Genomic DNA, 21,037 nt, shown 5'->3' on the forward strand with positions numbered 1-21,037 from the left:
GCTATAATCCGACACCATGCCTATCCGTTTCGATCCCGCCGAGACCCACTGGCGCGTCGCGCCTTTGCCCACTTTCAGCGCTGCCCAAAAAGACTGGCTGACCCGCGGCGGTTCGCTGACTGCGCATCTGCGCGCGCTCGGCGCGGTCGCGGTGCGGGTGACGCGCGAAGCGGTCGCGCTGCCGTGGCCGGACGAAGCCGCCGCGCTCGGACTCACGCCGCGCGCGCCCGTGTGGGTGCGCGAAGTGGTGCTGTCTGTCGATGGCGTGCCGTTCGTCGCCGCGCATAGCGTGACGCCACGCGCCGCGAGCGTCGGCATCTGGCAGGCGACGCGGCGGCTGCGCACGCGGCCGCTCGCCGAGTTGCTGTACAGCGATAGCGGCGTCGCGCGTTCGTCGCTGGTGAGCCGCAGGGTGGGGAAGCGGCATCCGTTGTATCGGCTGGCCGCGCGTGAGATCGGCGGTGGCCTCGTGGATGAGCCGCATGCGCTGGTCGCACGGCGCTCGGTGTTCGAGCGCCACGGCGCGCCGTTGATGGTGTCCGAATGCATGCTGCCGGCATTGTGGGAGCATTTGGCCTGGTTGGAGCAGGCGGGGCGCCCGGGCGCCGCGACCGAGCGCGTTTTAGGCGCGCATGCCGCGCACGAGCGGATACGCGACCACGGCCGTCCGCTCGATCACACCGCGTCGCGCGCGCATGCCGCGCCGCGCACGTCGGACGACCGGAGCCGCTGATGTTGCGCGGCTTTCCGCCGGTCGTCGCGGCCGATACGCACACGCTGATACTCGGCAGTTTTCCCGGCGAAGCCTCGCTGGCCGCGGCGCAGTATTACGCACATCCGCGCAACCAGTTCTGGCGCCTGCTCGGCACGGTGCTCGGCGAACCCGCGCTGCACGGGTTGCCGTATGAAGAGCGCCTCGCACGCGTGCTCGCGCATCGGATCGGCATCTGGGATGTGCTCGATGCATGCCATCGTCAAGGCAGTCTCGACTCGGCGATCCGCCATGCGCAGCCGAACGACTTCGAGTCGTTGCGCGAGCATGCGCCGTTGCTTAACAAGGTTTGCTTCAACGGGAAGACCGCGGGGCGGTTCGCGCCGGTCATCGGTGCGGCAGGCTATCGAACGCTGGTGTTGCCGTCGTCGAGCCCGGCGAATGCGACGCTGTCGTTCGAACAGAAGCTGTCGTGTTGGCGGCAGATTCTTTCCTGACGAAATTCGGAGGAAGGGTACTTAGTTCGGCAGCAGCGAGCCGCTACGAATAGGCTCGGCTCCAGCGACACACGCGAGCTCCAGCCCCGCGGTGGCGAAGCGCGCGCGTTGCCGCGCATATAGCACGCCGGCGACGGAGTTCGTGATCGTGACGACGCGGCCGGTCAGCGGATCGACGATGTCGGCGATCGCCTCGCCGGGATCGACCCAGACACCGAGCGGCGCGCGGAACACGAGCACGCCGGAGATCGGTGCGACGAGCGGCTCGCTGCCGGAGAAAGGCGTGGCCTGGAACGCGAGCTCCGGCAACGGCGCGGGTGTGCCGTCGATGACGCCGCGCAGCGTCAGGTATTCGACGATCGCGTTCGCGTCGCGCTCGGCGAACGCGTAGCTCACGTCCGCCTGGCCGCGCAGCTCGATCGTTACCGAGATCGAGCCATTCGGAATCGGATAGCGCTCGCCGTAGCGGGCACGCAGCTCGGACCAGCTGAAGCTGTGAATCTCGTCGAACGGATTGCCGATCGAATTGAGCGCGAGCAGCGAAGTCTTCGCGTCGAGATAGCGCGCGAGTGGCTCGACGTCGGGCCACGTGTCGGGGTTCGTGAATAGATGCATCGCCGCTTCGAAGTCGCAGTGCAGGTCGAGCACGACGTCCGCATCGTATGACAGGCGCTGCAGCGCGAGGCGCTGCGATTCGAGCTCGGTGGTCGGCGTTTGCTCGGCGAGCGCCTCGCGCATTGCGGCGCGCACGGCGCGCAGGTTGTGTTGCGCGTCGCCGCTCAGGTGAGGCTCGATGCGCGGCATCACGAGCTCGGCCAGATTATGGAAGTTGCGATTGAAGTTCGCCGCGGTCCCGCTTTCGAAGCGGCCAACCATGTGCCCGAGCACCCGCTGGTTGAGGCCGATCGGATTGGGTACCGGCACGATGACGATTTCGCCGCGCAGTCTGCCCGCCGTCTCGAGGGCGGCGACGCGTTGGCGAAGTTCCCATGCGACCAGCATCCCCGGCAGCTCGTCGGCATGCAGCGACGACTGGATGTAGATCTTCGGTCCGCCCGTCGGGCCGTAGTGGAAGCTCGTCAGGTACCGCTCGGTGCCGAGCGACGGGGAAATCAACGGATGGGTTTGTGTTTGCATGATGGTGTGAATGTTGCCGGTCGCCGTACGAGCGCGGGATTCCCGCGCCATTGCCTGTCAGCTGACGTATACGTCGTCGAAGTTGAAGTGCCTGGCTTCGAGCTTCAGCTCAGTTGTATAGACAAGATAGAGAATTGAAGATGATGGCGGAACTAGGGTTTTCGCTGACGACGGGTGGGCGCCTTGACATAGCGGGATCTTCGCGTGAAACGAAAATTCGAAGGAGGAATCGAGGCGTGCACTGTAGCAATAGATGTATATGCAACTTGCGCGCTATGGAGAAGGTTCGAAGACGAGCGACGCCGCGCCGCGCCGTCAAAGCTCGAGTGCAAGAAACCTGGTGCCCTCGACCGGATTTGCGTAGTAAGGCGCGATTTCCACGAACCCTAATCGCTCGTAGATGCGCTGCGCGAAAGCGGTTTTCGGCACCGAGTCGAGGACCAGCTTCGAGAAGCCCAACGATTTTGCTTTCCCGATCACCGACGTCACCAGCGTTTCGCCGAGACGCATCCCTCTGAATGCGTCGCGAACGAACAGGCGCTTGATTTCGGCGGTCCCCGCACTATGGCGCAGCAGCCCCGCGCAACCGGCGAGTTCGCCGCCGGCATCGGCGACGAAGAACATGCCGGATGGCAACGTGTAAACCGCTTCGAACGCGTCCATTTCGGCATCGAATCCACGGTACGACAGATCCAGATCCAGCCACTGGACATACTCTCGGATCACCGCGACGAGCTTGGGCGTATCGGCGGGGAAAATGGCTTCGCGAACGATCGGCAGCGGCGTTTGCATGGCGGTTCTCAGATCCATACGTCGTTTTCGGCCGTTCTTTCGTTGGTCGTATCGCCGGTGTTGACGACGCCGCGCGGTTCGATCAGCAGCAGCTTCACTTCGGAGCCGGCATACGGCTTGTGCTCGACTCCCTTTGGAACCACCGCCATTTCTCCGGCGAGCAGTTCGATCGAGCGATCGCGGAAGTCGATGCGCAAGCGCCCTTCGAGAACGATGAAAGTCTCGTCGGTGTCGGCATGCCGGTGCCAGACGAAATCGCCCTCTATCTTTACGACCTTGAACTGATAGTCGTTCATTTCGGCAACCACGCGCGGCTGCCAGTGATCGTCGATCTGACGGATCTTGTCGAGCAGATTGATCGTCTTGTATTGGCCGCGTTGCTCGGGGGTCGGCTGGGAATCGCTGTGCATGGTGGCTCCATTCGGGTGATACCTGGAACAGAGCTTAGGCCGGCCGCCGGCGGCTGTCTTGAACGATCGTGCAAGCTTGCGCTAGCCGGCGCGCCGATCGCTCGTCATCGCGAGCCAACGCGCGGGCGGGATCCCGTATGCGTGGCGAAAATGCCGGGTCATGTGGCTCTGGTCGGCGAAGCCGGCCGCTGCCGCCGTGTCCACGAGGGAAACGCCGCGCAGCATCATCGCGCGCGCCGCTTCGAGCCGGCGCATGACCAGGTAGTGATACGGGCTGGTGCCGTAAAAGGTTCGGAAATCGCGCGACAGGCTCCAGCGATCCTGTCCGCTGACGGCGGCAAGTTCATCCAGCGTGACGACGCGGCTGCTCGATGCGTGCAGATATTCCCTTGTCCGCTGCGCTGCCGCGAAATCCGCGCACCTGCGCGCAGACCGGGCACCCGATACGCTGTCCAGCGCGAGCGCGAGGCCGGCGAGCGCGTCGTCGCGCTCGAGCGGCTCCGCGTTGCCGCGCAGTTGGCGCAACGCTGTCTTCGTCGCTTCGAATAGCCGTGGATCGGTCGTGACCCCGCCTTCGACGAACGGCAGCGGCCGGCCTCCGAGGACCTCCTGGATGGCGGCCGGGTGCACGTAAATCATCTGATAACGGAATCCCTCCTGCGTGCCGGCCTGACCGTCGTGCGCTTCGTCGGGATGCAGCACCATCGTCTGTCCGGGCAGGCTGGTGCGCAAGCCGCGCCGGTAGTGAAAGCACTGAACGCCGGCGAGCGTCAGGCCGATCGCGTAGGTGTCGTGCCGATGCAGGGAGTACGCATTGCCGTGGAAAAAGGCTTCGATGCGTTCGACTCCGCCGCTGGATTCCGAACGGGAAATCCAGTCGGATTGGGCTTTGCTGGTATCGCCGTCCATGACGCTCTCCGGCTTCGATTGGCAGATCTGCGGGAATCCCCGTACATCGGCTCATTGTATCGATGTGGCCGTGCGACGCACGGGATGCCAGCCTGGTAGGCAAGTCGCACGTTCCTGCGCGCCGGTTCGGCCGCTCTTGCGTCAGCCCAAAAATGAGGCAGAATCCACACGTGCGACCCGCTGCGCGACGCAGTCCGCCGTGTTCGCTTAATCGTTCCGCTTTGGCGTTCCAGGGCCCCGCGTCGCCATCGGCCGCGCACAGCGTTTGTGTCCTCGTGTTGTCGTTTTCCTGATCGACGTTTGCGCATCCTGCCGGTTTCCCGCGCGAGATGCCTCTCAACCGCCCGCCCAGAGCCTAGCAATGACGACCCAGCAACCGACCATCATCTACACCCTCACCGACGAGGCCCCGCTGCTCGCGACCGCGGCGTTCCTGCCGATCATCCGGACCTTCACGAGGCCGGCCGGCATCGAGGTCGAGACCAGCGACATCTCGGTCGCGGGCCGCATCCTCGGTGAGTTCCCCGAATTTCTGACCGAAGCGCAGCGGGTGCCCGACAACCTCGCTGAACTCGGTCGCCTGACCTCGTTGCCCGACACCAACATCATCAAGCTGCCCAACATCAGCGCATCGGTGCCACAACTGACGAGCGCCATCAAGGAGCTGCAGGCGAAGGGCTACAAGGTGCCCGACTATCCGGAAGATCCGAAGACCGACGCGGAGAAGGCGATCCGTCAGCGCTACTCGAAGTGTCTCGGCAGCGCGGTCAACCCGGTGCTGCGCGAGGGCAACTCGGACCGTCGCGCGCCGGCCGCGGTGAAGAACTACGCGCGCAAGCATCCGCACAGCATGACCGAATGGAGCATGGCGTCGCGCACGCACGTCGCCACCATGCGGCACGGCGACTTCTATCACGGCGAAAAATCGATGACGCTCGATCGCGCGCGCGACGTGAAGATGGAACTCGTCACGAAAAACGGCAAGACGATCGTGCTGAAACCGAAGGTCGCGCTAGAGGACGGCGAGATCATCGACAGTATGTTCATGAGCAAAAAGGCGCTGCTCGCGTTCTATGAAGACCAGATGGAAGACGCGCGCAAGACCGGCATGATGCTGTCGCTGCACGTGAAGGCGACGATGATGAAGATCTCGCATCCGATCGTCTTCGGCCACGCGGTGAAGGTGTTCTACAAGGACGCGTTCGCGAAGCACGGCAAGCTGTTCGACGAACTCGGCGTGAACGTCAACAACGGCCTCGTCAATCTGTACGAGAAGATCGAGGCGTTGCCGGAATCGCAGCGCGAGGAAGTGATCCGCGACCTGCACGCGTGCCACGAGCATCGTCCGGAACTGGCGATGGTCGATTCGGCGAAGGGCATCTCGAACCTGCACGCGCCGAACGACGTGATCGTCGATGCGTCGATGCCGGCGATGATTCGCGCCGGCGGCAAGATGTGGGGCGCCGACGGTCGTCCGAAAGACACCAAGGCGGTGATCCCGGAGAGCACGTTCGCGCGCATCTATCAGGAGATCATCAACTTCTGCAAGACCAACGGCGCGTTCGATCCGGTGACGATGGGCACCGTGCCGAACGTCGGCCTGATGGCGCAGAAGGCGGAAGAATACGGCTCGCACGACAAGACCTTCGAAGTGCCGGAAGACGGCGAGGCGCGCATCGTCGATCTCGCGAGCGGCGAGGTGCTGCTCACGCAGAACGTCGAGCAGGGCGACATCTGGCGCATGTGCGAGGTGAAAGATGCGGCGATCCGCGACTGGGTCAAGCTCGCGGTCACGCGCGTGCGCAATTCGCGCACGCCCGCGGTGTTCTGGCTCGACCCGTATCGCCCGCACGAGGCGGAACTGATCAAGAAGGTCGAGGCCTACCTGAAGGATTACGACACCACCGGCCTCGACATCCAGATCATGTCGCAGGTGCGCGCGATGCGTTACACGCTCGAGCGCGTCGTGCGCGGGCTCGATACGATCTCGGTCACCGGCAACATCCTGCGCGATTATCTGACCGACCTGTTCCCGATCATGGAGCTGGGCACGAGCGCGAAGATGCTGTCGATCGTGCCGTTGATGGCGGGCGGCGGCATGTACGAGACCGGCGCGGGCGGTTCGGCGCCGAAGCACGTGAAGCAGCTCGTCGAAGAGAACCATCTGCGCTGGGACTCGCTCGGCGAATTCCTCGCGCTCGCGGTGTCGCTCGAAGAGCTGGGCATCAAGACCGGCAACAACCGGGCGAAGATCCTCGCGAAGACGCTCGACACCGCAACCGGCAAGCTGCTCGACAACAACCGCAGCCCGAGCCCGAAGACGGGCGAGCTCGACAATCGCGGCAGCCAGTTCTATCTGGCGATGTACTGGGCGCAGGAGCTGGCCGCGCAAACGGACGATGCCGCGCTCGCCGCGCAGTTCGCGCCGCTCGCGACGCAACTGACCGCCAACGAGCAGGTGATCGTGGCGGAGCTCGCGTCGGTGCAGGGCGCACCGGCGGACATCGGCGGCTATTACAAGCCGGACTTCAACAAGCTCGAAGAGGTGATGCGGCCCAGCCGCACATTCAACGAGGCGCTCAAGGCGGTGCGCGTCGAGTGAGGTAACGGCAAGTGACGACGGGCGGCCCGTTGCGCGCGGGCGGCTCGTCGTAGGGAAGGGCGGCCAATGCTGCCTGCAAACGCTGCCCGCGAACGCGTTCAGTACTGCACGACGATCGTGACCCGGCGGTTCGCAGCTCTTGCCGCCGCGTCAGCGCCGGCAACCAGCGGGAAATTGTCCGCCCGCCCGATCGCGGCCAGTCGATGCGGCTCGATCCCGCGCTCGACCAGATACCTGACCACCGCCCCGGCACGAGCTGACGACAGCTCCCAGTTAGACGCATATTTCGCGGTCGCAATCGGCACGCTGTCGGTATGTCCTTCGACGAGCACGTTTCCCGTCGAATCCTTTTGCAGCACCTGCGCGATCTGAGTCAGCACCTCGAACGAATCGGGTAGCAGCCGCGCATCGCCGGCGTTGAACAGGATCTTCGCGTTGATGCCGATTTCGACGCCGTGCGGCACGTCCGTCACCGTGATCAGCCCTTTCTCGCGCAGTGCATCGAGCAAGGCGCTCAGTTGCTTGCGCGCATCCTGTTGCGTGCCGCCTGCTGGCGCGGGCGCGCTCTGCTGCGCCGTTTTAGTCTCGAGCGTCTGATACCTGAGTTCGAGTTGCTTCGATTTCGCCAACTGCAACGCGTACAACGCGAGGAACAGCACCATCATCGTCGTGATGAGGTCCGCGTACGAGATCAGCCAGCGGCCGCCCTCGCTGCCTTCGCCGCTGTGCTCGTCGCGATCGTCCGTGCTGCTGGCGAGGCTCTTGCCGCCAGACGTCGTTTGCATAGTGATTGATCCGTTTCGAATGTCGGCGCGTCTCGCTCAGCGGCGCGCTCCAAAAGGCTCAGGCCAGCGACTCCGCTGCGCGCCCGCGCACCTCGCCGCTCAGGCGCGTTTCGATCGTATGCGGCGACTCCTTGCGCGAAATCGCGAGCAGTCCGTCGAGATAAAGCCGGCGAAACCGCACCTCGCTGTCGAGCTGCGCCTGCAGCTTGCCGTACAGCGGCAGAAACACCAGATTCGCGAGTGCGAGACCGTACAGTGTCGCGACGAAAGCCGTCGCGATGCCCGAGCCGAGTTGTGCCGGGTCGAGAATGTGATTGGTGACCTGGATCAGCCCGAGCACCGAGCCGAGAATGCCGAACGTCGGCGCATAGCCGCCCGCCTGCTGCCATACGCGCGCCGCCGCCATGTGGTTGCGCGCATAGGCATCGAGCTCGCGCTGCAATGCGTCTTCGAGCACGGCGGTCGACACGCCGTTCGCGAGCAGTTCGAGCCCGCGTTTGGCGAACGGATGAATGCCGCTCGCGTCCATCGATTCGAACGCGAGCAGGCCGTTGAGCTTAGCCTGATCGCCCCATTCGAGCAGATCCGACAGGCTCTTCTGGTCGACCCGCCGCGCGCGCCTGAACGCGAGGCCGAGCAGCTTCACCGCATCGAAGAAGCGTGCCCACGTGTTCTGGATCATCACCGCGCCGAGCGTGCCGCCGAGTACGATGACGAATGCCTCGTACTGGAACAGCGTCAGAAAATGCCCGCCTTCGAGCGCGAAGCCCAAAACGATTGCCGCTCCACCGAACAGCACACCAAATAACGTCAACAGGTCCATGCCTTTCCCCGAACGGCGCCGCGCTCACGCGCGCTTGAGCGGCGGCGCGCCGTCAAACCGCTTAGCGCGCGGGCTCGTGTAGCGCCGCGCGCGGCGCGGACGGTGCCTTCAGCGTTTTCACCGCATCGAGCAGACGTTGCTCGATGTCGCCGACTTCGATCGCATCGATCTTGAGATCGCGCCGCATCACCCACGACACTTCGTTACGACGCACTTCGGTCATCACCGACAACAGGCGCTCGGCTACCGGCTGCCCGTCGATACTGGCGAGCAGCTTCGCGAGATCGTACGTGTCGAAGGCGCTGACGGCTTCGAACAGCGTGCGCTGGTCGACGAATGCGAGATCGTCGAGCGAATTCAGCGCGCCGCTCTGGCGCGTATTGCGTCGCGAGAAATACGCGACACCTTGCTGCTCGACGTAGGTCAGCACCTTCGACTTGCGGAATGCGAACACTTCGTCGGCGATTTCGCCGTGCGACAGCTTGTTCAGAATCAACGTCTTGTCGACGCCGATCAACGCCTCCAGATCGGTCAGCTCGATCAGCTCGAGCTCGCTGCTCACCGCGATATCGAGGTCGCCGTCCGCGACCTGCTGCGCGCGATCGACGATGCGCGCGGCGTCGAACGTGACGACCTGGCGCGCGGCCGCGCCGTCGTACGCCGAGTATTCGGTCGATACGTTATTCAGTTGTCCGGACTGCGCGGCCTCGATCGTCACGAGATTGAGCTTCTCCATCCGCTTGAGCATCGCCATCACGTGCGGACGCGAATGGCCGGCAATCGCGCGGCATTTTTTAATCACTTCGACGAGCGGTACCGAGGTTTCCTCGGCCTGCGAGTGCAGCGGCCGGCGTCCCCAGCTATCGCTCGCATCGCGCCGTTCGCCGTTGGACATCAGCGTCAGCACGTGCGCATACGACAGCACACCGGGCAGAAAGTCGGCGTGCGTGTAGGTCGCGAGCAGATCGTCCTTGCGCTTCACGCGACGAATCAGCGTGCGCGTGATATGACGCAGCAACGGCGACACGCGTTCGATCTCTTCGTCGAGCATGCTGGCCGGCACGACGGTCAGTTGACAGAAGGTCAGCGCTTTCGCGGTGTTGCTGCGCGGCTCGGCCGCAAGCAACGCGGCTTCGCCGAAAAATTCGCCTCGGCCCAGCGTCGCGACGACGACCTTTTTGTCGTCGCAGCGAGTGGAAAGTTCGACCTTGCCTTCCGTGATCAGAAAGACGACGGGCTCACCCGAGTAGCCCTCGGAATAGATGACCTCACCGGGCGCCGCTGTGCGCGTCCACGACTGTTGCCGATTCAAAGTAATTCCCCTGCAGCGCGATTTTATCCTTGCGGCTGCGCGACGCGATGCATTGCATTGCATTGCATGGGTCGGCAGCCCTGTATGCCGTTTACGACATTGGCAGGGCTCTCTTTAACCGGCAACGGAGGGGCGGACCGCGAGGAAATACGCTGTGAGCCGCGTTCAGACGAGAAGAACGGCGATAAAGCGGCATGTCAATCGTTTGCGCGTGCGTATTGGTGCATGTATGCGCTGACGTAGTGGCCGCCAAATTTTTTATCGACGCTGTTGCGTGCGAGAGTCCGTTGAAAGCGGATTGCAAAAGAGCGCATTCGAATGAGCGGGCCGCAGCGAATGCTATGCTCTCGGTCGACCAAAAATCATGCGCCCGCGGCGCGACATCCACACATGACGAAACTGATCAAGCGCGCTTCGGCCGAAGCACGCGCTTTCCGTAACCGGGACGCCGAAGCCATCGGCGGTAAGCGGAAAATCGCGCACGGACAGGCGCCAAAAACCGCACGCAACGCGAACCGCGCCTTCGACCACGAGCTTCACGACGCGCCGCAAATCGAAGCGCCGCGCAAGCCGCGCTTCGCACCGGTGACGTTCTCCGAAGAGGGCGGCGTGCGCTACCTGCATTTCGGCACGGAATGGGTGCAAGGCGCGATGCGTCTGCGCAAGCCCGATCACATCGAACTCGAATACGCACAGCAGATGATGGCCTGGCTGCTGTTTCTCGAAACGCCGAAGCGCATCGTGCAGCTTGGGCTCGGCGCGGCGGCGCTGACCAAGTTCGCGCACCGCTTCCTGAAGAGCGCGCAGGTCGAGGCCGTCGAACTGAATCCGGCGGTCGTGGTGGCCGCGCGCACGATGTTCGAACTGCCGCCCGACGATGCGCGCCTGACCGTGCACGAAACCGACGCGTGGGAGTTCGTCAACGAGAGCGCGAATCACGGCACCATCGGCGCGCTGCAGATCGACGTCTATGACGCGACCGCGCGCGGCCCGGTGCTCGACAGCGTCGGTTTTTACCGCGCGGCGCGCGCATGTCTGACCGACGCGGGCATCGTCACGGTGAATCTGTTCGGCGATCATCCGAGCTTCGTGCGCAACATGAAGCGCCTGAATGAAGCCTTCGACGGCCGCGTCGTCGCGCTGCCCGAAGTGCACGACGGCAACCGCATCGCGATCGCGTTCTCGGGCCCCGCACTCGACGTGCCGTTCACCGCGCTCGACGCGCGCGCGAAGCTGATCGAAGCCGAGCTCGGCTTGCCGGCGCGCAAGTGGATCAAGGGCCTGCGCGAATCGACGGGGCAGACGGGCGCATCGTTTGCGATCTGAGCGCTGATTTCCGATCAGCGAGCGGACAACCAGGCGGCCGTGCCGGCGTATCAGTCGGCGCGGCCGTCTTGCTTCCGGTATTTTTTTTCACGTCGATGCTGCAGCGTCACCGAGTCTGCGTCGTTGGACGCCAATATGCCTCGGGGTCGCCCCGGCTTGACCGGGCGTTCGCCACTCCTATACTCTTGCGAGGCTTCCGGGGAGCCCGTGGCGGACCGCGGGACGACCACCCGCTGAGTTCCTCGTCCCGTCGACCACGGGCAGACAAATTCAAAATAGGAAAAAACAGGAGACGTCATGGCTCACGACGCCGACGCGAAGAAAGCCAGCAAGCACTGGCTCTGGCTATTGCTGCTACCGTGGATCGCGATGATCTGGGTGCCGTCCTACAACCGGATCGAGCCGCAGCTGTTCGATTTCCCGTTCTTCTACTGGTATCAGCTGCTGTGGGTGCTGATCAGCGCGGTCATCACCGCGTTCGTCTATGTGAAGACCAAGTCCCGCTATTCGGGTCGCCCGAACGGGGGCGCACAACGATGAACCCCATTGCAACTTTCGTCTTCGTTCTGTTTTTCATCGGCGTCACGATTCTCGGCTTCGTCGCGGCCCACTGGCGGCGCGGCGATCTCGCGCATCTCGAAGAGTGGGGGCTCGGCGGCCGGCGCTTCGGCACGATCGTCACGTGGTTCCTGCTCGGCGGCGATCTGTACACCGCCTACACCTTCATCGCGGTGCCGGCGCTCGTGTTCGGCGCGGGCGCAACCGGTTTCTTCGCGCTGCCGTACACGATCCTGATCTATCCTTTCGCCTTCGTCGTGTTCCCGAAGCTGTGGAGCATCGCGAAGCGCCACGGCTACGTGACCTCGGCGGACTTCGTGTCGGCCCGCTACGGCAGCCGCATGCTCGCGCTCGCGGTCGCGGTGACCGGCATCGTCGCGACGATGCCGTACATCGCGCTGCAGCTGGTCGGTATCGAAGTGGTGATCGGCGCGCTCGGTTTCGACACCACCGGCTTCGTCGGCGATCTGCCGCTGATCATCGCGTTCGCGATCCTCGCGGCCTACACGTACACGTCGGGCCTGCGCGCGCCGGCGATGATCGCGGTGGTCAAGGACATCCTGATCTACGTGACGATCTTCGCCGCGATCATCGTGATTCCGCCGCAGCTGGGCGGCTTCGGCCATATCTTCGGCGCGGTCCCGCCGGCCAAGCTGCTGCTGAAGTCGCCGGACGTGTCGAGCCTGAACGGCTATAGCGCGTACGCGACGCTCGCCGTGGGTTCGGCGCTCGCGCTGTTCCTGTATCCGCACTCGATCACCGCGGTGCTGTCTTCGAAGTCGGGCAACACGATCCGCCGCAACATGGCCTTGCTGCCGGCGTATTCGCTGGTGCTCGGCCTGCTCGCGCTGCTCGGCTTCATGGCGCTCGCGGCCGGCGTGAAGGACATGCCCGAGTTCGCGCCGTACTTCAAGGCCTTCGGCCCGAACTTCGCGGTGCCGGCGCTGTTCCTGCACTTCTTCCCGTCGTGGTTCGTCGGCGTCGCGTTCGCGGCGATCGGTATCGGCGCGCTGGTGCCGGCGGCGATCATGTCGATCGCGGCGGCGAACCTGTACACGCGCAACGTGCACAAGGAGTTCATCAACCGCAACATGACGCACGACCAGGAGACCAACGTCGCGAAGCTGGTGTCGCTGATCGTCAAGGTCGGCGCGGTCGCGTTCATTCTCGGTTTGCCGCTCACGTACGCGATCCAGCTGCAGCTGCTCGGCGGGATCTGGATCATCCAGACGCTGCCGGCCATCGTGCTCGGTCTCTACACGCGTGTGCTCGACTATCGGGGTCTGCTGCTCGGCTGGGCGGCAGGTATCGCGACCGGCACGTGGATGGCGATTTCGTTGAACCTCGCGAGCTCGATCTTCACGATTCATCTGTTCGGCATCGCGATTCCGGGCTATGCGGCGGTGTGGTCGCTGATCGTGAACCTCGTGGTGTCGGTGGTCGTGAGCCTGATCGTGCGCGCGGTGGGCATGCAGCGCGCCGAGGACCGCACCCGTCCGGAAGACTACCTGGACATCGTCGAAGGCTGATTCCGACTGCGACTTCACGCTCCGAAACCCGCAACGCCCGCCGACGCCAGTTGGCGGGCGTTTGTGTTTGCGGGGCACTCCAGGGCAGGATAGCGGAACCGTCCTTTCACGCGTTCGCCGCGCGCCGCCATGCCTGCTGCCGATACTCCCACCGTGATCCCCCGCCGCGCGGCGCTGAGCCGGATGGTGCGCGCGGTCACGTCGCCGTATTACCGCTACCGCCACGCGAAGGTGCTGCATAGCCTGCGCGTCGGCCTCGCGATGCTGGTGTCGATTCTGGCGACGACCGGCATCGATATCCCGCACGGCATCTGGTCGTCGGTGACGCTGCTGGTGGTGATTGGCGGCTTGCAGCATCACGGCAATATCCGCAAGAAAGCGGCCGAACGGGCGGCCGGCACGCTGCTCGGCGCGTCGATCGGCCTGTTGCTGATCGTGCAGCAGAACTTCATCGGCTCGCTGCCGCTCACCTATGTGCTGGAGGCGATCATCGCGTCGATCTGCGCGTGGTTCGCGATCGGCTCGTCCGGCTATATCGGGCTGCTGACCGCGATCACGATGTGCATCGTCGCGGGCCATGGCGACAACCTGATCGACGTCGGCCTGTGGCGCACGCTGAACGTGCTGATCGGCATCGTGATCGCGCTGGCGTTTTCGTTCGCGTTCCCACTGCACGCGACGTATTCGTGGCGCTACGGGCTCGCCGCCAATCTGCGCGAATGCGCGGGCATCTACGCGCGGCTGCTCGACGGCGAGACGATCACCGAGGAGGAGCAGGTCAAGCGCTTCCTGCAGATCAACAAACGGCTCGTGCAACTGCGCTCGCTGATGCCGTCGGTCGCGAAGGAGATCGACGTGCCTCAGACGAAGCTCGAGGAGATCCAGCGGCTGCATCGCTCGGTGCTCAGTTCGCTCGAACTGCTGGCGACGGGCCCGCTGATGCACGCCGATGCCGCCGCGCGTAGCGCTTATGCGGCGCATTGCGGCGCCGAGGTGCGCGCCGTGCGCGCGATCCTGTTGTCCACCGCGCGCGGGCTGCGTTTCGGCCGTCCGTCGCGCTTCGGCATTCCCGCCGCGGCGCCGCTCGCGAAGGGGCATGGCGACGTGGCCACCGCGTTGCCGCCCGACTGGCAAGGGCCGTACTGGCTCGGTCAGCGGCTCGCGGAGCAGGTGGACCGGCTGCGCGCGCTATTGCTGGAGACCGAGCCGAACTGGAACATCGAGCGGCACGAGCGGGCGACGCGTGGCAGGTAGGTGGTCGAATGGCCGAACCCAAGGGCTCGGCCGCTAAGCCTCAAACCTGCGGCGGCAGCGTGACCATCCACGTCATGCCGAAGCGGTCCACCACCATTCCGAAGCCCTTGCTCCAGAACGTTGGCTGGAACGGCATCACGACCTGGCCGCCATCGGCGAGCGCGTTGTAGCATTTTTCCGCCGACGCGCTGTCTTCGACGGTCAGCGACAGGCTGAAGCCATTGAACGGGCCGCCCGCCGGATCGCAGTTGCCGTCGGAAGCCATCCACGTGCTCGAGCCCAGCTGCACGTTCGCGTGCATGATCTTGTCGGCGAGTTCGGGGCGTGGCGGGTTTTGCGCGTCGGGTGGCGCGTCCTTGAACAGCATCTTGAAGGTTACCTGGGCGCCGAGTTTGTCGGTGTAGTAGTCGAGCGCTTCCTGGCAACGGCCGTTGAAGAACACGTAGGGCTGAACATACATGATCGTCTCCCTGGTCAGGCGTTGGGCGGGCGCCCTCGTTCCTCGCCAGCTCAGGCGGGGAGGGGCGTACAGTCGATTGTAGTCGCAGCGTAAACGAGGAGCGGCGCCGAACCGTCAGATTCGGCACCGCTTGTCATGGATGGCTTTCGAGCGGAGCGGGCGCGGCGAGCGTGAACGTGAGCGTCACGCAGCCAGCCACGTCCGCCGCCCGCGGCACCTCAGCGCAGCGTGTCGATCAGTTTTTCCAGCTTGATTGCGTCCGCGGCGAACGTACGGATGCCTTCGGCGAGCTTCTCGGTCGCCATCGCGTCGTCGTTGACGAGGAAGCGGAACGACTTTTCGTCGACCGGCACGCGCTCGATGTCCGCGTCCTGCGACGCCTCCGGCGACAGCTTGCGCTCGATCTTGTCGGTGCTCTCGTGCAGCTTTTGCAGCAGGTCGGGGCTGATCGTCAGCAGATCGCAACCGGCCAGTTCCAGGATCTGCGAGGTCGTGCGGAAGCTCGCGCCCATCACCTCGGTCTTGTAGCCGAACTTCTTGTAGTACGCATAGATGCGGCGCACCGACTTGACGCCCGGGTCGTTGGCGCCGCCGTCTTTCGCTTCGTCCCACGCGCTGCCGGCGCTCTTCTTGTACCAGTCGTAGATGCGGCCGACGAACGGCGAGATCAGCTGCGCGCCAGCTTCTGCACAGGCCGCCGCCTGCGGAAGCGAGAACAGCAGCGTCATGTTGCAGCGGATGCCTTCCTTCTGCAGCACCTCGGCCGCGCGCACGCCTTCCCACGTCGACGCGAGCTTGATCAGCACGCGGTCGCGTTCGACGCCGTGCTCCTTGTACAGCGCGATCAGCTCATGGGCTTTCTTGATCGAGCCTTCGATGTCGAACGACAGGCGTGCGTCGACTTCAGTCGACACCCGCCCGGGAATGATCTTGAGGATTTCGGTGCCGAACGCGATCAGCAACTGGTCGATGATCGCACCGACCGGCTTCGACGCATGCGTCTTCACGGTCTTTTCGAGCAGCGGCCGGTAGTCGTCTTTCTGCACGGCCTTCAGAATCAGCGACGGATTGGTGGTCGCATCGCGCGGCTTGTACTGCGCGAGCTGCTGGAAGTCGCCAGTGTCGGCCACCACCGTGGTGTATTGCTTGAGTTGGTCGAGTGCGGTTGTCATGTTCGGGCCTTCAGGGCGCGTGTGCGCCGTGGTTCAGGAGAAATGAGGACGCCGCCGCGCCGGCTGGACGAAACACAGCGATCAGCCGGCACCGGCGGCCGCGGGTCAAGCCGCAGCGCGTCCCGCGATGGCGCCGGGAAACGCTGCCGGATACGTCTATTCTATGGCGGATCGGCGACGACGGCATGAACACCGGGTACGGACAGCCGGGCGTGGCAATTCGTTCACACGCGGCGCGCGTTCAGCACGACTTGCGTGATCACGCCGGCGACGAGCCCCCAGAATGCCGAGCCGATCGACAGCAGCGTGAGCCCCGAGGCGGTCACCATGAACGTGACGAGCGCCGCCTCGCGCTGCCGCGTATCCTGCATCGCATTGGCGAGGCCGCTCATGATCGAGCCGAACAGCGCGAGCGCCGCGACGGAGACGACCAGTTCCTTCGGAAACGCCGCGAACAGCGCGGCGATCGTCGCGCCGAACACCCCCGCGAGCAGATAGAAAATGCCGCCCCATACGGCCGCCGTGTAGCGCCTCGCGGGGTTTTCGTGCGCTTCGGGGCCGGTGCAGATCGCCGCCGTGATCGCCGCAAGATTGATGCCGTGCGAGCCGAACGGCGCGAGCAGCAGCGACGCGACGCCGGTCGTCGCGATCAGCGGCGCGGACGGGGTCGTGTAGCCGTCGGCGCGCAGCACCGCGATGCCCGGCACGTTCTGCGAGGCCATCGCGACCACGAACAGCGGAATGCCGATGCTCACGCACGCCGCCACCGAAAACGACGGCATCGTCAGCACCGGATGCGCGAGCGCGACGTGAAAGTGGCTGAAGTCGAGCAGCCCGAGGCCGCCGGCCGCGGCCGTGCCGACCACCAGCGTGGTTGGAATCGCGTAACGCGGCACGAACCGTTTGACGATCAGGTAGGTGAAGAACATCGTCAGCACGAGCGCGGTCTGGTACTGCGCGGCGCGGAAAATCTCGATGCCGATCTCGAACAGGATGCCCGCGAGGAGCGCGGCCGCGAGGCCGGACGGAATCCGCTTCATCAGCGCGTCGAACCAGCCGGTGACGCCGACCAGCGTCAGCAGCGCCGCGCAGAAGATAAACGCGCCGATGGCCTGCGCATACTCGACATGCGGCAGCGACGCCACCAGCAGCGCCGCGCCCGGCGTCGACCACGCGATCACGATAGGCGCGCGAAAGCGCAGCGACAGGCCGATCGTGCAGAGGCCCATGCCGATCGACAGCGCCCAGATCCACGACGAAATCTGCGCGTCGCTCAGATGCGCGGCCTGGCCCGCCTGGAACATCAGCACGAGCGAGCTCGTGTAGCCGGTCATCGCCGCGACAAAGCCCGCGACGATCGACGACAGCGACGTATCGGCGAGCGGATTGAAGCGCCTCTGCGGCGCGGCGGCGGGGGACAACTGGGGCGACGGGGACGAACTCATGCGAAGGCTTTGTTGTTGTGGAAGTTGAAGCGTCGGGACGCGGGTTCCGGAACGACGGGCGTTACTTGCTCAGCACCCGCATGGCCGTCTCCAGGCCCGCGAGCGTCAGCGGATACATGCGGTGGCCCAGCACTTCGCGGATCGCGCTGACCGACTGCCGATATGGCCACAGCGCTTCCGGTTCCGGGTTCAGCCACGCGAAGTGCGGGAAGTGATCGGCGAGCCGGCGCAGCCACACCGCGCCGGCCTCGGCGTTGTTGTACTCGACCGAGCCGCCCGGCTGCAACACTTCGTACGGGCTCATCGTCGCGTCGCCGACGAAGATCAGCTTGTAGTCCGGCGTGAACTTGTGCAGCACGTCCCACGTCGGCGTGCGCTCGGCGTGGCGGCGGCGGTTGTTCTTCCACAGGAAGTCGTACACGCAGTTGTGGAAGTAATAGAACTCGAGGTGCTTGAACTCGGCCTTCGCGGCCGAGAACAGCTCCTCGGTGCGCTTCACGTGATCGTCCATCGAGCCGCCGACATCGAGCAGCATCAGCACCTTCACGTTGTTGTGCCGCTCGGGCACCATCTTCAGATCGAGCCAGCCGGCGTTCGCGGCGGTGCTGCGGATGGTGTCGGGCAGGTCGAGTTCTTCCGCGGCGCCCTCGCGGGCGAAGCGGCGCAAGCGCCGCAGCGCGACCTTGATGTTGCGCGTGCCGATCTCGACCTGGTCGTCGTAGTCGCGGTACGCGCGCGCTTCCCAGACCTTGACGGCGGTGCGATTGCCGGCCGCGTCGCCGCCGATGCGCACACCCTCGGGGTTATAGCCGCCGTTGCCGAACGGCGACGTGCCGCCCGTGCCGATCCATTTGTTGCCGCCCTCGTGGCGCTCCTTCTGCTCGTCGAACAGTTCCTTCAGGCGCTCCATCAGCTTGTCGATGCCGCCCATCGCCTCGATCTGCGCCTTTTCCTCGGGCGACAGATCGCGTTGCAGCTTCTTCTTCAGCCAGTCGAGCGGAATCTCGAACGCGAGCTCCGAGCTTGCCGCGACCCCGTTGAAAAAGGCGCCGAACGCCTGGTCGAACTTGTCGAAGTACTGCTCGTCCTTCACGAGCGTGATGCGCGACAGGTAGTAGAACTCGTCGAGCGACGGCGCGATCACGTTGGCCTTCAGCGCTTCGAGCAGCGTCAGGTATTCCTTCACCGAGACCGGCAGTTTGGCGGCGCGCAGCGAGTAGAAGAAGTCGATCAGCATGCTGGAGGTCCTGCGGCGCGGTGCGCGCTCAACGGTTGTTGCGGTTCATGAACAGCAGCCGCTCGAACAGGCCCACGTCCTGTTCGTTCTTCAGCAGCGCGCCGTGCAGCGGCGGCACGATCTGCTTGTGGTCGGCCGAGCGCAGCGCTTCGGGCGGAATGTCTTCGGCGAGCAGCAGCTTGAGCCAGTCGAGCAGTTCGGAGGTGGACGGCTTCTTCTTCAGCCCGGCGACGTTGCGCAGCTCGAAGAAGCTCTGCAGCGCGGCGGCGAGCAGGTCCTTCTTGATGCCGGGGTAGTGCACGTCGACGATCTGCTGCATCGTCGTCGCGTCCGGAAACTTGATGTAGTGGAAGAAGCAGCGGCGCAGGAACGCGTCGGGCAATTCCTTCTCGTTGTTCGACGTGATGATCACGAGCGGGCGATGCTTCGCGCGCACCAGCTCGCGCGTCTCGTACACGTAGAACTCCATGCGGTCGAGTTCGCGCGACAGGTAGTTGGGGAATTCGATGTCGGCCTTGTCGATCTCGTCGATCAGCAGCACGCTCTGCTCGTCCGATTCGAACGCCTGCCACAGCACGCCCTTGACGATGTAGTTGCGGATGTCCTTCACGCGTTCGTCGCCGAGCTGCGAATCGCGCAGTCGCGACACCGCGTCGTATTCGTACAAGCCCTGCTGGGCCTTGGTGGTCGACTTGATGTGCCATTGCAAGAGCGGCATGCCGAGCGCGGCGGCGACTTCCTCGGCGAGCATGGTCTTGCCGGTGCCGGGTTCGCCCTTGATCAGGAGCGGACGCTTGAGCGTCATCGCGGCGTTGACCGCGAGCTTGAGGTCGTCGGTGGCGACGTATTGCGATGAGCCTTCGAAACGCATGGCGAGATGCTCTTGTGCGGGAAAAAAACCCAGTATAAGTCAGAAGGCCTGTTGGCCCGAAACCGGCTCACGTATGTTGTCAGCCGTGCCGGGGTAGACGCGCCGGCGCCGCTGCGGCGTCATCGCGAAGCCGCCGCGAGCATGGCGCGCGGCCCGTCCAGACGGGCGTTGCGCGGCTCCCGCGTGTTGTGGACGTTCGGCGCGGCGTCGCGGTACAATGGGCCCGATTTTTTTGGCCTGCGTGGCCACCTCATAAGAAGAACGGCCGGACCGCTGCCTTTGTGGGCACCCGTTTCCCCTCAAGCCAGGTTACATCTATGAATAAATTCGTCGGCAAACACGTCGTGATCGCAGCGCTGTCGGTGCTCGCGGGGTACGCGGTCAGTGCGCAGGCAGCGGATGTCGTAGGCAACGCCAAGGCGGGCCAGGACAAGGTCGCGATGTGTATCGGCTGCCACGGCATCCCTGAATACCGCACGGCTTATCCAGAGGTTTTCCGCGTGCCGAAGCTCGGCGGGCAAAATCAGGCCTACCTCGAGATCGCGCTGCGCGCCTATAAGAAGGGCGACCGCCATTTCGACACGATGCATGCAATCGCAACGTCGCTGTCGGATCAGGACATTGCCGACATCGCCGCCTACTACGCAGCGCAAACTGCCGCTTCGAAAAACAATCCCGACAAGTGATCGGCGTCGGTCACCAGTACATCCAATTCGCGGGATAGGAGATTTCATGATCAAGCCCCAACAGGCACTCCACACGGTATTCAAGGCGGTCGGCGCGGCGGCGGTAATCGGTCTGGCCGTGGCGAACGTCGCTCACGCGGCTGACGCGGGCAACGGCAAGGTGCTCGCCGACAGTCACAACTGCGCGGCCTGCCACGGTCCCGGCCTGAACAAGCCGGTGAGCCCGGAGTATCCGAAGCTGGCCGGTCAGCACTCCGACTATGTGTACTGGGCGCTGCGTCAGTACCAGATGGGCACCGGCAATCCGCACCTCGGCCGCAACAACGCGATCATGCAGGCACAGGTGCAGAGCCTGTCGCTAGGCGACATGAAGGACATCGCCGCTTACGTCGAATCGCTCGAAGGCGACCTCGTGCAGAAGAAGTGAGCGTAGGACGCGGGTCTCGCGTCGCGGCTTCAAAAGCAAAACACCCCGCCTTGGCGGGGTGTTTTGCTTTGAGGGCATCGAGTCGGGGTTTGC

General features: G+C 64.5%; 21 protein-coding genes. 9 read left to right on the forward strand and 12 right to left on the reverse strand.

The genetic code is table 11. From position 1 onward, the window contains the following. Positions 1 to 16: 16 nt before the first annotated feature. Both AB3X86_RS25760 and AB3X86_RS25765 read left to right on the forward strand, forming a co-directional pair. Positions 17 to 733, forward strand: a complete 717-nt coding sequence (locus AB3X86_RS25760) for a chorismate lyase (protein ID WP_368598205.1) — start codon at positions 17 to 19, stop codon at positions 731 to 733. Beyond that, positions 733 to 1,209, forward strand: a complete 477-nt coding sequence (locus AB3X86_RS25765) for a DNA-deoxyinosine glycosylase (protein WP_176121234.1) — start codon at positions 733 to 735, stop codon at positions 1,207 to 1,209. Before AB3X86_RS25760 ends, AB3X86_RS25765 begins: the two co-directional genes overlap by 1 nt. 21 nt (positions 1,210 to 1,230) lie before the next feature. On the opposite strand, the gene AB3X86_RS25770 is transcribed toward AB3X86_RS25765, so the two are convergent. From AB3X86_RS25770 to AB3X86_RS25785, 4 genes are all read right to left on the reverse strand, one after another. Next, positions 1,231 to 2,346: a succinylglutamate desuccinylase/aspartoacylase family protein gene (locus tag AB3X86_RS25770; RefSeq protein WP_368598206.1), complete on the reverse strand. Its 1,116-nt coding sequence runs from the start codon at positions 2,344 to 2,346 to the stop codon at positions 1,231 to 1,233. Between the two features lie 315 nt (positions 2,347 to 2,661). Beyond that, positions 2,662 to 3,138, reverse strand: coding sequence for a GNAT family N-acetyltransferase (locus tag AB3X86_RS25775; protein ID WP_368598292.1), 477 nt, complete (start codon positions 3,136 to 3,138; stop codon positions 2,662 to 2,664). A gap of 8 nt (positions 3,139 to 3,146) precedes the next feature. After that, the gene (locus AB3X86_RS25780) at positions 3,147 to 3,548 is read right to left on the reverse strand and encodes a cupin domain-containing protein (protein ID WP_018431592.1); all 402 of its coding nucleotides are present in this window, start codon (positions 3,546 to 3,548) and stop codon (positions 3,147 to 3,149) included. An 81-nt stretch (positions 3,549 to 3,629) separates the two neighbouring features. Next, positions 3,630 to 4,457, reverse strand: a complete 828-nt coding sequence (locus AB3X86_RS25785) for an AraC family transcriptional regulator (protein ID WP_368598207.1) — start codon at positions 4,455 to 4,457, stop codon at positions 3,630 to 3,632. A gap of 361 nt (positions 4,458 to 4,818) precedes the next feature. Here AB3X86_RS25785 and AB3X86_RS25790 point away from each other — a divergent pair, with 361 nt between their 5' ends. Next, positions 4,819 to 7,059 carry an NADP-dependent isocitrate dehydrogenase gene (locus tag AB3X86_RS25790; protein WP_368598208.1) on the forward strand — a complete coding sequence of 747 codons (2,241 nt, stop codon included), beginning with the start codon at positions 4,819 to 4,821 and terminating at the stop codon, positions 7,057 to 7,059. Positions 7,060 to 7,157: 98 nt separating this feature from the next. Here the strand turns inward: AB3X86_RS25790 and AB3X86_RS25795 are convergent, their stop codons facing one another. From AB3X86_RS25795 to AB3X86_RS25805, 3 genes are all read right to left on the reverse strand, one after another. Continuing rightward, entirely contained in the window at positions 7,158 to 7,844 is a 687-nt protein-coding gene (locus AB3X86_RS25795; RefSeq protein ID WP_368598209.1) for a flagellar motor protein MotB, read from the reverse strand. Positions 7,845 to 7,902: 58 nt separating this feature from the next. Then, positions 7,903 to 8,667 carry a flagellar motor protein gene (locus AB3X86_RS25800; RefSeq protein WP_368598210.1) on the reverse strand — a complete coding sequence of 255 codons (765 nt, stop codon included), beginning with the start codon at positions 8,665 to 8,667 and terminating at the stop codon, positions 7,903 to 7,905. A 61-nt stretch (positions 8,668 to 8,728) separates the two neighbouring features. Continuing rightward, positions 8,729 to 9,979: a cyclic nucleotide-binding domain-containing protein gene (locus tag AB3X86_RS25805; protein WP_368598211.1), complete on the reverse strand. Its 1,251-nt coding sequence runs from the start codon at positions 9,977 to 9,979 to the stop codon at positions 8,729 to 8,731. 390 nt (positions 9,980 to 10,369) lie between these two features. Here AB3X86_RS25805 and AB3X86_RS25810 point away from each other — a divergent pair, with 390 nt between their 5' ends. From AB3X86_RS25810 to AB3X86_RS25825, 4 genes are all read left to right on the forward strand, one after another. Next, positions 10,370 to 11,305: a spermidine synthase gene (locus AB3X86_RS25810; RefSeq protein WP_368598212.1), complete on the forward strand. Its 936-nt coding sequence runs from the start codon at positions 10,370 to 10,372 to the stop codon at positions 11,303 to 11,305. A gap of 297 nt (positions 11,306 to 11,602) precedes the next feature. Next, positions 11,603 to 11,845 (forward strand): DUF3311 domain-containing protein, encoded by a 243-nt coding sequence (locus AB3X86_RS25815; RefSeq protein WP_368598213.1) that lies wholly within the window; start codon positions 11,603 to 11,605, stop codon positions 11,843 to 11,845. Then, positions 11,842 to 13,392: a monocarboxylate uptake permease MctP gene (gene mctP, locus AB3X86_RS25820; RefSeq protein ID WP_176121243.1), complete on the forward strand. Its 1,551-nt coding sequence runs from the start codon at positions 11,842 to 11,844 to the stop codon at positions 13,390 to 13,392. Before AB3X86_RS25815 ends, mctP begins: the two co-directional genes overlap by 4 nt. 129 nt (positions 13,393 to 13,521) lie before the next feature. Next, positions 13,522 to 14,646 carry an FUSC family protein gene (locus tag AB3X86_RS25825; RefSeq protein ID WP_368598214.1) on the forward strand — a complete coding sequence of 375 codons (1,125 nt, stop codon included), beginning with the start codon at positions 13,522 to 13,524 and terminating at the stop codon, positions 14,644 to 14,646. Between the two features lie 40 nt (positions 14,647 to 14,686). Here AB3X86_RS25825 and AB3X86_RS25830 read toward each other — a convergent pair whose 3' ends face one another. The 5 genes from AB3X86_RS25830 to AB3X86_RS25850 all read right to left on the reverse strand — a co-directional run bounded on the left by AB3X86_RS25830 (position 14,687) and on the right by AB3X86_RS25850 (position 19,831). Continuing rightward, on the reverse strand, positions 14,687 to 15,106 hold the full coding sequence (locus AB3X86_RS25830) for a VOC family protein (RefSeq protein ID WP_368598215.1): 420 nt from the start codon (positions 15,104 to 15,106) through the stop codon (positions 14,687 to 14,689). A gap of 218 nt (positions 15,107 to 15,324) precedes the next feature. Next, positions 15,325 to 16,278 carry a transaldolase gene (tal, locus tag AB3X86_RS25835; RefSeq protein ID WP_368598216.1) on the reverse strand — a complete coding sequence of 318 codons (954 nt, stop codon included), beginning with the start codon at positions 16,276 to 16,278 and terminating at the stop codon, positions 15,325 to 15,327. Positions 16,279 to 16,502: 224 nt separating this feature from the next. Further along, positions 16,503 to 17,723: a benzoate/H(+) symporter BenE family transporter gene (locus tag AB3X86_RS25840; protein WP_368598217.1), complete on the reverse strand. Its 1,221-nt coding sequence runs from the start codon at positions 17,721 to 17,723 to the stop codon at positions 16,503 to 16,505. 61 nt (positions 17,724 to 17,784) lie between these two features. Beyond that, positions 17,785 to 18,960: a VWA domain-containing protein gene (locus tag AB3X86_RS25845; RefSeq protein WP_176121247.1), complete on the reverse strand. Its 1,176-nt coding sequence runs from the start codon at positions 18,958 to 18,960 to the stop codon at positions 17,785 to 17,787. Between the two features lie 28 nt (positions 18,961 to 18,988). Then, the gene (locus AB3X86_RS25850) at positions 18,989 to 19,831 is read right to left on the reverse strand and encodes an AAA family ATPase (RefSeq protein ID WP_368598218.1); all 843 of its coding nucleotides are present in this window, start codon (positions 19,829 to 19,831) and stop codon (positions 18,989 to 18,991) included. A 317-nt stretch (positions 19,832 to 20,148) separates the two neighbouring features. Between AB3X86_RS25850 and AB3X86_RS25855 the strand changes: the two genes are divergently transcribed. Next, a complete protein-coding gene (locus AB3X86_RS25855; protein ID WP_013088844.1) occupies positions 20,149 to 20,517 on the forward strand; it encodes a c-type cytochrome in 369 nt (122 codons plus the stop codon). 46 nt (positions 20,518 to 20,563) lie between these two features. After that, complete coding sequence (locus AB3X86_RS25860; RefSeq protein ID WP_176109202.1) at positions 20,564 to 20,944, forward strand: c-type cytochrome; 381 nt, start codon at positions 20,564 to 20,566, stop codon at positions 20,942 to 20,944. Positions 20,945 to 21,037 lie beyond the last annotated feature (93 nt).

Source organism: Paraburkholderia sp. BR14374 (assembly GCF_040948685.1).
Lineage (GTDB): Bacteria > Pseudomonadota > Gammaproteobacteria > Burkholderiales > Burkholderiaceae > Paraburkholderia > Paraburkholderia youngii.